The 13,931-nt window shown below is 67.2% G+C and carries 11 protein-coding genes and 1 pseudogene; 5 read left to right on the forward strand and 7 right to left on the reverse strand.

The genetic code is table 11. The annotated features are described in order from the left end of the window. The 7 genes and pseudogenes from PHD22_RS02305 to rpe all read right to left on the reverse strand — a co-directional run. Positions 1 to 2,545, reverse strand: a pseudogene (locus PHD22_RS02305) (hypothetical protein); the annotation flags it as partial. Positions 2,546 to 2,560: 15 nt separating this feature from the next. Next, entirely contained in the window at positions 2,561 to 3,349 is a 789-nt protein-coding gene (gene trpC, locus PHD22_RS02310; RefSeq protein WP_299861734.1) for an indole-3-glycerol phosphate synthase TrpC, read from the reverse strand. A 10-nt stretch (positions 3,350 to 3,359) separates the two neighbouring features. Further along, positions 3,360 to 4,388 carry an anthranilate phosphoribosyltransferase gene (gene trpD / locus PHD22_RS02315; RefSeq protein WP_299861842.1) on the reverse strand — a complete coding sequence of 343 codons (1,029 nt, stop codon included), beginning with the start codon at positions 4,386 to 4,388 and terminating at the stop codon, positions 3,360 to 3,362. Between the two features lie 13 nt (positions 4,389 to 4,401). Continuing rightward, the gene (locus tag PHD22_RS02320) at positions 4,402 to 4,974 is read right to left on the reverse strand and encodes an aminodeoxychorismate/anthranilate synthase component II (protein WP_299861736.1); all 573 of its coding nucleotides are present in this window, start codon (positions 4,972 to 4,974) and stop codon (positions 4,402 to 4,404) included. 181 nt (positions 4,975 to 5,155) lie between these two features. Next, complete coding sequence (gene trpE / locus PHD22_RS02325; RefSeq protein WP_299861738.1) at positions 5,156 to 6,628, reverse strand: anthranilate synthase component I; 1,473 nt, start codon at positions 6,626 to 6,628, stop codon at positions 5,156 to 5,158. 190 nt (positions 6,629 to 6,818) lie between these two features. Beyond that, on the reverse strand, positions 6,819 to 7,490 hold the full coding sequence (locus PHD22_RS02330) for a phosphoglycolate phosphatase (RefSeq protein WP_299861740.1): 672 nt from the start codon (positions 7,488 to 7,490) through the stop codon (positions 6,819 to 6,821). A gap of 113 nt (positions 7,491 to 7,603) precedes the next feature. After that, the gene (rpe, locus tag PHD22_RS02335; protein ID WP_299861743.1) at positions 7,604 to 8,296 is read right to left on the reverse strand and encodes a ribulose-phosphate 3-epimerase; all 693 of its coding nucleotides are present in this window, start codon (positions 8,294 to 8,296) and stop codon (positions 7,604 to 7,606) included. Between the two features lie 163 nt (positions 8,297 to 8,459). Between rpe and apaG the strand changes: the two genes are divergently transcribed. The 5 genes from apaG (at position 8,460) to dinB (ending at position 13,923) form a co-directional block, all read left to right on the forward strand. After that, positions 8,460 to 8,846, forward strand: coding sequence for a Co2+/Mg2+ efflux protein ApaG (apaG, locus tag PHD22_RS02340; protein ID WP_299861746.1), 387 nt, complete (start codon positions 8,460 to 8,462; stop codon positions 8,844 to 8,846). 195 nt (positions 8,847 to 9,041) lie between these two features. Further along, positions 9,042 to 10,169, forward strand: a complete 1,128-nt coding sequence (locus PHD22_RS02345) for a methyl-accepting chemotaxis protein (protein WP_299861749.1) — start codon at positions 9,042 to 9,044, stop codon at positions 10,167 to 10,169. A 70-nt stretch (positions 10,170 to 10,239) separates the two neighbouring features. Next, the gene (locus PHD22_RS02350; RefSeq protein ID WP_299861752.1) at positions 10,240 to 10,866 is read left to right on the forward strand and encodes a LysE family translocator; all 627 of its coding nucleotides are present in this window, start codon (positions 10,240 to 10,242) and stop codon (positions 10,864 to 10,866) included. A gap of 73 nt (positions 10,867 to 10,939) precedes the next feature. After that, positions 10,940 to 12,754 (forward strand): ABC transporter ATP-binding protein/permease, encoded by a 1,815-nt coding sequence (locus PHD22_RS02355; protein ID WP_299861755.1) that lies wholly within the window; start codon positions 10,940 to 10,942, stop codon positions 12,752 to 12,754. Between the two features lie 8 nt (positions 12,755 to 12,762). Further along, positions 12,763 to 13,923, forward strand: coding sequence for a DNA polymerase IV (dinB, locus tag PHD22_RS02360; protein WP_299861759.1), 1,161 nt, complete (start codon positions 12,763 to 12,765; stop codon positions 13,921 to 13,923). Positions 13,924 to 13,931 lie beyond the last annotated feature (8 nt).

The following is a 13,931-nucleotide window of genomic DNA, read 5'->3' on the forward strand; positions in this document are numbered from 1 at the left end:
CCAGCCGGCTGGCTGCCGCCGACAAGGTCAGCTGCAAGTCCTCCAACCCCAGCCGCACGGGCGTGTCACCCCGCAGGGTGAGATCTCCCTGCTCCCGGTAAATCCGCACGAAGCCATCCGCCTGCTCGCCGAAATTCACATCCCATTCCCCGCCAATCTGCAGGGAGTCGCCCCGGGAACGGACCCGGCGGGTCGCCGGATCAAGGATCAGCCCGACCTGGGCGCCGCTCATCCTGCCCCGGGCCACCAACTGCCGGGCCTGCCAGCGGGTTTCCTCCAGACGGTAAAGACCGCCGCCGCCCCCCTGGAACTCGGCGAGCCCCAGGCGCACCGTCTCGGAGGACAACAGCAACGGCGCAGGCGCCAGCAGCTTCACCGGAAAACGGCCAGCCACCTCCACACCCTCCAGGAACCCCTCCCACCGGACGCCCTCACTCAAGCGGCCCCGCAGACGGAGCATCAGGGAATGCTCAGCCAGATCCTGAACCTCCAGGCGCAGCCCATTGGCTGCCCGGGTTCCCTCGAACACCAGGCTGCTGCGACGCAGCAGGAGCTTCGCGTCTTCCCCCTCGGTGGCAGTCCGGACCTCACCGCTGTCCAGCAGAATCGAAATAGCCCCGTCACGCCCCTCGGCCAGCCGGCCGCGCCCCCTGAGGCCATCAATTGAAAGCGCACCGGCGCGCAGTTGCTCCCCCTGAAGTTCAAACTCGCCCGCGGGCTGGGCGGGGGTCCCCCGCAGCACACCCTCAGCCTTGAGACGACCGCCCAGCCCCCTCCCCAGACTGGCCAGCGCGGGGGCATCCAGCTGGAGGGTCAGGGCGTCCCCGGGTTGACCATAGCGCCCCTGGGCAGCGAACCGGTTACCTGCCAGATCAAGGTGCACATCCGCCTCACTGACCCGCGTCCCGTCCACCGCCAGACGCCCGCTTCCACTCAGCGACCGGCCATCCAGCCGGCTGGGGGAGAGCAGGACATCCAGGTGAGCGGCCAGCCGGGGGTGACGCTGCCCCTGCAGGGTAAAACGGGTGTTCAGGTCTGCCTGGGGCGCTGCCGGCACGAAGGCCCGAGGATCGAAGCGACTGAGCAGCCCCGTCACCTCGAAGCGTCCATTGCCTTCCAGGGCCAGCCGGCCGGACGCCTCCAGCCGGGCCTCCCGGGCAGTCACCAGGGCCTCCTCAATGCGCACCTGCCCCGCCTCATGGCGGGCCTTGACGCGCAGCGCCAGCTGGGGGTCCCGCAGATCGGCCAGCAGGGTCTGCACCCCCGCATCGGCACGGGCGACGAGGCGACCGGCAATCCGGGTAGCCACGGCCCGGCCATCCAGGCGCCGGGCATCCACAGCGGCCAGGGTGAGCTCCGCGCTCACCCGTCCGAACCCGGTGGCGTCCCTCTCCGGAGCCTGCCACTGGGCCTCCCCATCGACACGCCCTTTCCCGGGCAAACGCACGGCAAGCCCGGACATCGTCAGCACGCCCTCCGCCCAGCGCAGACGGGAGGACAGGGACTCCAGGGGCAAGGCGCCCCGGTCAAGGGCATCGGGCGCACGGTTGACGATGCGCAGAGGACCGCTGACGACCCAGTCGCCCGTGGCCAGTGGTTTATCCCCTTGGTGACCTGCTGCCACCGAGGGGCGCAGATCCACCTCGATATCCAGGCGCGCAGCAGGTGCGGCCTCGTGAAAGTGTCGGGGGTTTACATCCGTCACCTGCAACCGGGCCGAACGCAGGGGTAAGGAAGCGAACGGCGTGGCCACGGCCGCCAGCTGCCCCGCCATGCCGGCACCCGATGCGGTGGCCGCCAGCGTCAGGGATTCCAGACTCCCGTCCCCCGTCAGCCGGACGTCGTAAGCCTCCCCCCCCTGGTGCGTGGCCAGGCTCGCCTTCATATTCAAAGGAAAGGGACGCAGCCCGCTCAACTCCGCCTCGCCGGCAACCAGGCCAAAGGGAGTCGCTGCCGCCAGATGCCGGAAACGATGGGTGCGCCCGTCGGAATCCAGCTGCCCAGCCAAGGCCGTCAGCTCCAGATGGGGGCTAGCGGGCAGGCCGTCTGCCAGCCCGGCCAGGCTCAGGCGGTCGATGCGCAGCTCGCCCAGATGCACGGCCAGAGGAGCCTCCAGACTGGCCGGCAGGCGCGCCGGCTCAGCGCTGGGCACCGTGGCCACCCGCACTTCCGAAGCAGCCAGACGCTCCACCTCCAACCGCAGCCCCAGGAGGGCGCCGGGCTGCCAGTCGAGGTGCAGGTTGCGCACCTCCAGATGCAGGGTGGGCGTCCGGACATGCACCCGACCCAGCCGGAGCTGCCCAAGCAGGTAACCCCCGGCGTCATCAATCACCACCAGACCGCCGGACAGACTCTCGGCCAGCCCTGTCGCAAACCTCAGTCCAGCACCGGTTCCACCGAGCCAGCCCACGACCAGGACAGCCGCCGTGACAAGCCCCAGAACACCGGCCAGCAGGGCCCTCAGCCCACCGGCCAGCCACCTGCCCGGGCGAGGAGGCGCACTCTCCGGAGAGGGGGACGCCGGGGTTTCCACAGGATCACGCATCGAATCCGCGCAAGATCAACCAAACAAGGCAGCCAGGCCGGAACCGGGATTTTCCACCCGCATGAAGGCCTCCCCCACCAGGAAGGCATTGACCCGGTGCTCCCGCATCAGGGTCACGTCCCCGGTCGTGAGGATGCCGGACTCGGTCACCACGATGCGGTCGGCAGGAATCCGCACCAGCAGATCCAGGGTAGTCTGCAGGCTCACCTCGAAGGTGCGCAGGTTACGGTTGTTGATGCCCACCAGCGGCGTACGCAGCTGGAGGGCCTGCTCCAGCTCGGCACCGTCATGCACCTCCACCAGCACGCCCAGCCCCAGGCTTTCGGCAATGGTCTCCATTTCCTGCATTTCCGGCAGCGTCAGGGCGGCAGCGATCAGCAGGATGGCGTCGGCCCCCATCGCCCGGGCCTCATGGACCTGGTAGGGATCCACCAGGAAGTCCTTGCGCAGCACCGGCAGGCCGCAGGCCGCCCGTGCGGCCTGAAGGTAGTCCGGCGCGCCCTGGAAGAACTGCCGGTCGGTGAGCACGGACAGGCAGGCGGCGCCTGCCGTCTCGTAAGACGCGGCAATCTCGGCAGGTTGAAAATCCTCCCGGATCACCCCCTTCGAGGGACTGGCCTTCTTGATCTCGGCGATGACAGCCGCCTTGCCGGCAACGATCTTGCTACGGATCGCACCGACGAAGTCCCGGGCAGGCGCCTGGGCCGCCGCCTGTTCGCGGATCGCGGAATCGGGGACCGCCGACCGGGCGGCGGCCACTTCCTCGCGCTTGACGGCAAGGATCTTGTTCAGGATGTCGGACATGATTCGGGTCTCAGGCAAATTTCCGGGTAGTGGCGATGAAGGCGTCCAGCCTGGCACGGGCAGCGCCGGAGGCAATGACCTCACGGGCCCGGAGGATGCCCTCGCCGATGGAGCCCACCACATTGGCGGTGTAGAGGGCGGTGCCGGCGTTCAGGGCGACGATCTCCCGCGCGGCCCCGGGCTGGTTGTCGAGCACGCCCAGCAGCATGGCACGGGACTCGTCCGCATCCGCAACCTTCAGGTTCCGGCTGGACATCATGGTCAGGCCGAAATCCTCCGGATGAATCTCGTACTCGCGCACCTCCCCATCCTTGAGCTCCCCCACCAGCGTGGCAGCCCCCAGGGAAACCTCATCCATGCTGTCACGGCCATACACCACCAGCACGTGCTCGGCCCCCAGGCGCTGCATCACCCGCACGCAGATGCCCACCAGATCCGGGTGGAACACCCCCAGCAGGGTGTTGGGAGCACCGGCCGGGTTGGTCAGCGGGCCGAGAATGTTGAAGATCGTGCGCACCCCCATCTCCCGCCGCACCGGCGCCACGTTCTTCATGGCGCTGTGGTGGTTCGGAGCGAACATGAAACCGATGCCGGTCTCGGCGATGCACTCGGCCACCTGCTGGCTGTTGAGGTTGAGATTGACGCCCAGGGCCTCCAGCACATCCGCACTGCCCGACTTGCTGGAGACGCTGCGCCCGCCGTGCTTGGCGATCCTGGCACCGGCCGCGGCCGCCACGAAGATGGTGGCGGTGGAGATGTTGAAGGTGTGGGAGCCATCCCCCCCGGTGCCGACCACATCGAGGAAGTGGCGGTCGTAGGGCACCTCCACCTTCGAGGACAGCTCGCGCATCACGGTTGCCGCAGCAGTGATCTCGCCGATGGTCTCCTTCTTCACGCGCAAACCGGTGAGGATGGCGGCAGTCATCACCGGGGAAACTTCCCCGGCCATGATCTGGCGCATCAGGGAGAGCATCTCGTCGTAGAAGATTTCCCGATGGTCGATGGTTCGTTGCAGGGCTTCCTGGGCGGAAAAGGTCATCATGGCGCTCCGGTCAGGCTTGGGACTGTTCAAGGAAGTTGCGCAGCAGGTCATGACCGCGCTCGGTAAGGATGGATTCCGGGTGGAACTGCACACCCTCGACGAACAGGGTCTTGTGGCGCACCCCCATGATCTCCCCGTCGTCAGTCCAGGCGGTCACCTCCAGGCAATCGGGCAGCGTTTCGCGCTCAATGGCCAGGGAATGGTAGCGGGTGCAGGTCAGGGGATTGGGCAGCCCCTGGAAAACCCCCTTGTCCAGGTGGTGGACCGGCGAGACCTTGCCATGCATCAGCTGCTTGGCGTGGATGATCTTTCCGCCGAAGGCCGCACCGATGCTCTGGTGCCCAAGGCACACGCCGAGGAGCGGGATCCTGCCGGCAAATTCCTTGATGGCCGCCACCGAGATGCCCGCCTCGGCGGGCGAACAGGGCCCCGGGGACACAACGATCTGGTCGGGCTTCATCAGGACAATCTGCTCGACGGTGATTTCGTCGTTCCGGAACACCTTCACGTCGGCGCCAAGCTCGCCAAAGTACTGGACCAGGTTGTAGGTAAAGCTATCGTAGTTGTCGATCATCAGCAGCATGGCTGAACATCCTTTCCGGAGGTGCGCCGGGCCATGACAGCCGCCAGCGCAGTGGAATGTTTTCTCGTACTGTGCAGCCGCCGCATGCTCATCCCGGCGGCGCGATCCGCTGCACCCCGGGGGGCTGGCAAGACCTCGTCTGAGATCCCTGGAAATCCGCCTGCGGCCTTGTTGGTGGGCATCAGAGACGGGTGTCGAGGCCGGCTTCGGCAATCTCGGCAGCGCGCAGCATGGCACGGGCCTTGCTTTGGGTTTCCTGCCATTCGGAATCGGGGTTGGAGTCGGCGACGATACCGGCACCGGCCTGGACGTGGATCTGGCCATCCTTGACCACCGCGGTACGGATCGCGATGGCCAGGTCCATGTCGCCATGGAAGCCCAGGTAGCCCACCGAACCGGCGTAGATGCCGCGCTTGGTGGGCTCCAGCTCGTCGATGATCTCCATGGCCCGCAGCTTGGGGGCCCCGGACACGGTACCCGCCGGGAAGGTGGCGCGCAGCACGGCCAGGGCGTTGAGCCCGTCCTTGAGCTTGCCTTCCACGTTGGAGACGATGTGCATCACGTGGGAATAGCGCTCGACGGTGAAGCGCTCGGTGACCTTGACGGAGCCGGTGCGGGCCACGCGGCCGCAGTCGTTGCGGCCCAGGTCGAGGAGCTGGGTGTGCTCGGCGAGCTCCTTCTGGTCGGCCAGCAGCTCGGCCTCGAGGGCCAGATCCTCGTCGTGGGTGGCGCCGCGCTTGCGGGTGCCGGCGATGGGGCGCACGGTCACGTCGCCGTCCTCGAGGCGCACCAGGATCTCGGGGGACGCGCCCACCACCTGGAATTCCTCGAAGTTGAAATAGAACATGTAGGGCGAGGGATTGAGGCTGCGGATGGCCCGGTACAGGGCCAGCGGGCTGGCACCAAAGGGCTTGCTCATGCGCTGGCTCAGCACCACCTGCATGATGTCCCCCTCGACGATGTAGTCCTTGGCCTTCTGCACCGCGGCCTTGAAGGCCTCCTCGCCAAAGCTGGACACCGCCTCGGCCGGCGCGGAGACCTGCTCGACCGGTACGCTCACCGGCTCGCGCAGCTTGGCCAGCAGCACCTTCAGGCGGCGCACGGCGCGCACGTAGGCGTTGGGCACTTCGGGCTCGGCATACACCACCAGGGTCAGCTTGCCGGAGAGGTTGTCCACAATGGCGATCTCTTCGGACAGCAGCAGCAGGATGTCGGGGGTGTCCAGCGCGTCGGGCTTCTCGGTTTTGGCCAGGCGCGGTTCGATGTAGCGCACCGTGTCGTAGCCGAAGCAACCCACCAGACCGCCGGCAAAGCGCGGCAGGTGGTCGCGGGGCGGCACCTTGATGCGGTCCATGAACTCGGCGACGAAGTTGAGGGGGTCGCCGTAGTCACGACGCTCCACCAGGCGATCGTTGGTCAGTAGCAGCACCGAACGGCCATGCACCTCGATGCGGGTCGAGGCGGCGAGGCCAATGATGGAATAGCGGCCGAAGCGCTCGCCCCCCTGCACGGATTCGAGCAGGTAGGTGTTGGGCGCGTTGGCCAGCTTCAAGTAAACAGAGAGCGGGGTGTCGAGATCCGCAAAGGTTTCGAGGGTAACCGGGATGCGGTTATAGCCCTGGGCGGCCAGGGCGTTGAATTCGGCTTCGGTCATGGAGACTCCGGAAGGGCATGATGCTTTGTTGCGAGGGTATCACGGGGCAGGCCCGCGACTGATCAGGGCTGGCTCAGGCGAGCAGCCATGACCGGCCGCCGCATCCGCCAGAGCGGGGGATACGAACGGCAGGGAACTCCTCAACGAAGAACATGCGCTTCTGGGTCACGATGGATGGGGATCCGTGAATTCAGGTGAGGATGCGCGGCAGCGCATCGACGAGGCTGGATAGTAGCCCGTCACATTCGATGCTGTCCACCGGCCGGCCTTCGCTGTAGCCGTAGGTGACCAGCAGCACCGGCATGCCGGCGGCCCGGGCGGCCTCGGCGTCGTTGGCGGAGTCGCCGATCATCCACGCCGCATCTGCCGGCACGCCCAGCTGGCCGCAGGCATGGAGCAGCGGCGCCGGGTGGGGCTTCTTGTCGGGCAGGGTGTCGCCGCTCACCGTCACGGCAAAGAAACGGTCGATGCCGGTGCGCGCCAGCAGCGGCCCGGTAAAGGCACCGGGCTTGTTGGTGACGCAGGCCATGGGCACCCCGGCCGCCTCGAAGGCCGCCAGGGCCTCCACCACGCCGGGGTAGATCACGGTGCACTCGCCATTGACCACCGCGTAATGACGGCGGAAGACGTCCACCGCCGCGTCCACCTCGGCGGCCTCCGCCGAGCCGGACTCGGCCAGGCAGCGCCGCACCAGGTTGATCATGCCCTTGCCCACGAAGCGACGGATCACCTCGATGTCGTGGGGCGGGCGCCCCAGCTCCACCATCATCCGGTGGCAGGCCTCGGACAGGTCGGGAATGGAGTCCAGCAGGGTGCCGTCCAGATCGAAGAGGACGGCGGTGGGGGCGCGGTGGGCAGACATCGGGCAGCTCGCAACGGGGCAACAGGACAGCGCCGCAGCATACGGGAGATCAGACCGCCGACGCCAGCCCGGCACGCCCAGCCAGCAGGGCGCGGCCTGAAGCCCGGAGCCGATCAGACCCCGGCCAGGGCGGTGCGCAGATTGGCCAGCACGCTGTTGTAGCGCTGGGGGTCACTGTCCTTGCCGGCCCCGAAAACGGCGGAACCCGCCACGAAGGTGTCAGCGCCGGCCCGGGCGATCTCGGCGATGTTGTCCACCTTCACGCCTCCGTCCACCTCCAGCAGGATCGTACGGCCACTGCGGGCGGTATAGGCATCGATCTTGGCCCGCGCCTCGCGCAGCTTGTCGAGGGTGCCGGGGATGAAGGACTGGCCGCCGAAGCCCGGGTTCACGCTCATCAGCAGCACCACATCCAGTTTGTCCATGACGTGATCCATCCACGTCAGCGGCGTGGCCGGGTTGAACACCAGGCCGGCCTGACAGCCGCTGTCGCGGATCAGGCCGAGGGTACGGTCCACGTGATCGGAGGCCTCCGGGTGGAAGGTGATGATGTTGGCGCCGGCCTTGGCAAAGTCGGGCACGATGCGATCCACCGGCTTGACCATCAGGTGCACGTCGATGGGCGCGGTGGTGCACGGGCGGATCGCCTCGCACACCAGGGGGCCGATGGTCAGGTTGGGCACGTAATGGTTGTCCATCACGTCGAAGTGCACCCAGTCGGCGCCGGAGGCGATCACGTTGGCGACTTCTTCGCCCAGTTTGGCGAAGTTGGCGGACAAGATGCTGGGAGCGATGCGGAAGGTCATGACGATTCCTGACAGGAAGAATGCGGCCCAGTGTACCCGCCCCTTCCTGCCGGCGCCAAACCCGGCACGGCCGTGGGCAACCTCCCCGCCACTGAAACCCCGGTTGCGAGCGGAGGTCAATTCGGCTTCAATGAAACCTTTCCACCCCCACCCTCCGGAAATCATGACGAGCACCCAGGGCAACACTGCCATCGAAGTACGGGCTGTCGCCCAGTTCATCGAAGAACAATCCCATATCGAAGCCGATCGCTACGCCTTCGCCTACCGCATCACCCTGCTCAACACGGGAGACGTGACCGCCCAGCTCCTTGGCCGCCACTGGATCATCAGTGATGCCCAAGGGCACATCCAGGAAGTGGAAGGCAGCGGCGTCGTGGGCCAGCAGCCTGTCCTGCGTCCCGGCGAAAGCTTCGAATACACCAGCGGCTGCACCATCGCCACCCCGGTGGGTACGATGAAGGGCAGTTATCAGTTCGTGAACGAGGACGGACGTCCCTTCGACGTACCCATCCCCGAGTTCACCCTTGCAATGCCGCGGATCCTGCACTGAGGGTGTCCCCAGCGGCGTTCCCGGCAGCAAGCGGACACGCGCAGTCGCCTGGATAGAAATCACGAAAACCAGATACGGCAATTAAAGTACCGATCAGCACTGCCGGTATACAATCGTCGGGATGGACCAAGCCTTCCGTGCGCCCGGCTCCTCCCAACCAGAAAACCGGCCTCCTGTCGGTGGAGAACATATTCGATGTGGATCAGTAGAACCCGCTATGACCAGCTTGAAGCGGACCTGCGCGCAGGCCAGGAGCGGGAAGCCCGGTTGCAGGACGAGCTCACCAGCCTGCGCCTGGCCAGTGAAAGCCGCGAGCGTGCCCAGCTCGAAAAAGAACAGCGTTACGAACACCTGCTCGCCGTCGTCCACCGGATGTCGGAGTTCGGGGCCTCCCTCTCTGGGGCCCAGAGCAGTCTGGCCGAAATGGCCAACCTCCTGAGGGACGAGAAATCCAAGGCCGTCGAAGCCGCCCATGTCTCCCAGACCAGTGGCCAGGCCACTACCGAGATCGCCGAAAACCTCCAGCGCCTGGCGGCCGAGTCGGAAAACTCCGCCCGGGAAGTGGACACGCTGGCCCAGCGGGCGGACGAGATCAGCGCCATCGTCAAGCTGATCCACGACGTGGCCGACCAGACCAACCTGCTGGCCCTCAACGCCGCCATCGAAGCGGCCCGGGCCGGTGAGGCCGGCCGGGGTTTTGCGGTGGTCGCCGACGAAGTCCGCAAGCTGGCCGAGCGCACCTCCACCTCCACGGCCGAAATCTCCACCCTGGTCGCCCGCATCCGGGAGGACTCCAACCGGGCCCGGGCCAGCATGGAGACCCTGGCGGAAGCCTCCGGCCGCTTCAGCCTGCGGGGCCAGGCGGCCACCGAGGACATGAAGCTGCTGATGAGCCTGTCCGGCAACATGGAGAACGTGATCGCCGGCAGCGCCACCAAAAGCTTTGTCGAGGTCGCCAAGATCGATCACATCGTCTTCAAGTTCCGCATCTACCTGGCCATCTTCGGGCTCGTCCAGTTGCGTCCGGACGAAGTGTCCACCCACACCAACTGCCGCCTGGGGCAGTGGTACTACCAGGGCGAAGGCCGGGCCTGCTTCAGCCACACCAGCGGTTACCGGGAAATCGAGAGCCCCCACATGGAGGTCCACCAGTCTGGCGTCCAGGCCCTGCAGGCCCTGGCCTCCGGAGACTCGACCAGCGTGCTCGCCCACCTGGACCGCATGGAGAGCGCGTCCATGCGGGTTCTGGACAACCTCCAGCGCCTGGGCGAAGCGGCCATTCAGGGCGGCATCTCATTGAGTGTCGACGACCACCACCACTGAGCCCGACCTCCAGGCAGGACCACATGCCCCGCACCGGGGCCCCCGCCCTGCCCGACCCAAACCGGGCTCCATGCCTAGCCTAGACACCCTTCTTGCCTTCCTGGGCATCGCGGTCCTTGTCACCCTCGCTCCGGGCCCCGACAACCTGATGGTTGTCGGCCAGAGCCTGGCCCACGGCTGCCGCTCCGGGCTGAGCTTCGCACTGGGCTGCGCCAGCGGGTGCCTGACCCACATCGCCTGGGCCACCCTGGGGGTTGCAGCCCTCGTCCGCGCCTCCCCAAGCCTGTTTATGGGGATCAAGCTGGCCGGGGCCGCCTACCTGCTGTGGCTGGGCGTGCACGCCCTCAGGCGCCGGGACGGGCTACGCCCCGCCCCGGGTACCCCCGCCCAAGCCTGGCTGCACGACCTGCGCCGGGGCTTTGTGGCCAATGCCCTGAACCCCAAGGTCGGCCTGTTTTTCCTGGCCTTCCTGCCCCAGTTCACCGACCCGGAGCGCGGGAGCCTCAGTTTGCAAATGCTCCTCCTTGGCCTGCTCTTTGCTGCCCAGACCGTCGTGATCTTCGGCGCCATGGCCCTTGCCGCCGGCGCGATCGGCCGGGAGCTGACCCGTCGCCCCGGCCTGGGCCCCTGGCTCGACCGCCTGTGCGGCACCCTGTTCATCGGCCTCGCTCTCCGGCTCGCCTGCGCCGACCTGTAGCGCCTGGAGCCTCCCCGGCCAACTCCATCAAAACCTGTCGGCCCAGCAACCCACCCGACCTGTCCCCATAAAAATGCGACGCTCCCCCTCCAGCCTCCCTCCCCTTCCCGCCGCCGGCGAACGCCGCGACTGGGACACCATCAGGAAACTCCTGCCCTATCTCCTCATCTGGAAATGGCGGGTGCTCTTCGCCCTGGGCTGCCTGCTCTCGGCCAAGTTCGCCAACGTCAGCGTTCCGCTTCTCTTCAAGGACCTGGTGGACAGCCTGAACCTCTCCCGGGACCAGGCCGTCATCGTCGTGCCCGCTGCCTTGCTGCTGGCCTACGGTGCGCTGCGCTTCTCCACGGCCCTGTTCACCGAGTTGCGGGAGATCGTCTTCGCCCGGGTCACCCAGGAATCGGTACGCCAGATTTCACTGCAGGTGTTCGGCCACCTCCACGCCCTGTCCCTGCGCTTCCACCTGGAACGCCAGACCGGGGGACTGACCCGGGACATCGAGCGGGGCACCCGCTCCATCGGCAGCCTGATCAGCTACACCCTGTATTCCATCCTGCCCACCTTCGTGGAAATCAGCCTGGTGATCGGCATCCTGCTGGTGAAATACGAACCCAGCTTTGCCATCATCACCCTGGTCACCCTGACCCTCTACGTGGTGTTCACCTTCAAGGTCACCAACTGGCGCACCGCCCTGCGGCGCCAGGCCAACGAGCTTGATTCCGCCGCCAACGCCCGGGCCATCGACAGCCTGATCAACTACGAGACGGTCAAGTACTTCAACAACGAGGCCTTCGAGACGCGTCGCTACGACAACGAACTGAGCAAGTGGATCGCTGCCCAGATCGTCAACCAGAAGTCCCTGTCCTACCTGAACATAGGGCAGGCAGCGATCATCTCCATCGGCGTCACGGGGATGATGTGGCGCGCCGCCCAGGGTGTCGCCGACGGCACCATGACCCTCGGCGATCTGGTGCTGGTGAACGCCTTCCTGATCCAGCTCTACATCCCCCTCAACTTCCTGGGGGTGCTCTACCGGGAGATCCGCCAGGCCCTCACCGACATCGAGCGCATGTTCGGGCTGCTCGGCACCCACCGGGAAGTGGCCGACGCCCCCCAGGCCCGGGTGCTGCCGCGGGGGCCGGCCGAGGTCCGCTTCGAACAGGTGGGCTTCGCCTACGAGCCCAGCCGCCCGATTCTCCACGGGGTGGACTTCACCATCCCCGCCGGCCGGACGGTGGCCGTGGTGGGCCACTCCGGCTCGGGCAAATCCACCCTCGCCCGGCTGCTGTTCCGCTTCTACGACGTCCAGGCGGGCGCCCTGCGCATCAACGGCCAGGATCTCCGCCAGCTCACCCAGGACAGCCTGCGCGCCGCCATCGGCATCGTGCCCCAGGACACCGTACTGTTCAACGACACTCTGTTCTACAACATCCAGTATGGCCGCCCGGACGCCAGCCGTGAGGAAGTGGAGGCCGCTGCCCGCGCAGCCCAGCTCGAGGATTTCATCGCCCGCCTGCCCGAGGGCTGGCAGACCCGCGTGGGCGAACGGGGCCTCAAGCTGTCGGGGGGCGAGAAACAGCGGGTGGCGATTGCCCGCACCCTGCTCAAGAACCCGGACATCCTGATCTTCGACGAAGCCACCTCGGCCCTCGACTCCCGCACCGAAAAGGCGATCCAGGCCCAGCTCGATGCCGCCGCCCGCGGCCGCACCACCCTGATCATCGCCCACCGCCTGTCCACGGTGATGAACGCGGACGAGATCATCGTGCTGGACCAGGGCCGCATCCTCGAACGGGGCAGCCATGCAGCCCTGCTCGCCGCAGGCGGCGCCTATGCCCAGATGTGGGCCCTCCAGCTGGAGGAGCAGGGATCCGAGGAAGCCGGCAGCTGAGCGCCCTCATGGCCGCGCTTCCCCGCAGCATTGCCCACCTCGACATGGATGCCTTTTACGCCTCCGTGGAGTTGCTGCGCCGACCCCAGCTCCGTGGCCTGCCGGTGGTGGTCGGAGGGCGGCGGGCCCTGGCGGCGGACACCGGCGGGGCTCACCCCCGCCTGCGGGACTACGTCGGCCGCGGGGTGATCACCACAGCCAGCTACGAAGCCCGTGCCCTCGGCGTGCATTCGGGCATGGGCCTGATGAAGGCAGCCCTGCTCGCCCCGGATGCCCTCCTGCTGCCCGCCGACTTCGACGCCTACCGGCACCACTCCCGGCTCTTCAAGGCCGCCGTCCACGCCATCGCCCCCGAGATGGAAGACCGGGGCATCGACGAAATCTATCTGGACCTGAGCGCCCTCAACCCGGACGGCAGCCGGGAAGGCGCCCGGGCCATCGCCCTGCGCCTGCAGCAGGCGGTGCAGGATGCCACGGGCCTGTCCTGCTCGCTCGGGGTGGCCCCCAACAAGCTGCTGGCCAAGCTGTGCTCCGACCTGCAGAAACCGGCGGGGATCACCGTGATCGCCGCCGAGGACATTCCGACGCGCATCTGGCCCCTGCCTGCCCGCCGCATCAACGGCATCGGCCCCAAGGCCGCCAGCCAGCTGGACGCCCTGGGCATCCATACCATCGGCGAACTGGGTGCCAGCAACCCGGCAGTGCTGCAATCCCGCTTTGGCGCACGCTATGGCCTCTGGCTGTACCGGGCAGCCCATGGAGACGATGACCGCCCGGTCATCACCCGCAGCGAACCCAAGAGCCTGTCCCGGGAAAGCACCTTCGAACGGGATCTGCATCCCCGGCTCGACCGGGACGAACTGTCGGTCCGCTTCACCCGCCTGTGCGAGCAGCTGGCCACCGACCTGGAGCGCAAGGGCTACCTGGGCAAGACGGTAGGCCTCAAGCTGCGCTTCGACAACTTTCACACCGTTACCCGCGATCTGACCCTGCCCCACCCCGTCGGCAACGCCCAGGCCATCCGCCGCGCGGCAGGCACATGCCTGAAACGGATCCCTCTCGAGCGTCGCATCCGCCTGCTTGGGGTGAGGGTAGCGACCCTGGTACGTCCAGACCTCCCGGCCCAGGCGGAAGCATCGGGCCCGGTTCAGACGGAACTATTTAGCTGACTGCCCTA

It is taken from the genome of Zoogloea sp., from assembly GCF_028693495.1.
GTDB lineage: Bacteria > Pseudomonadota > Gammaproteobacteria > Burkholderiales > Rhodocyclaceae > Zoogloea.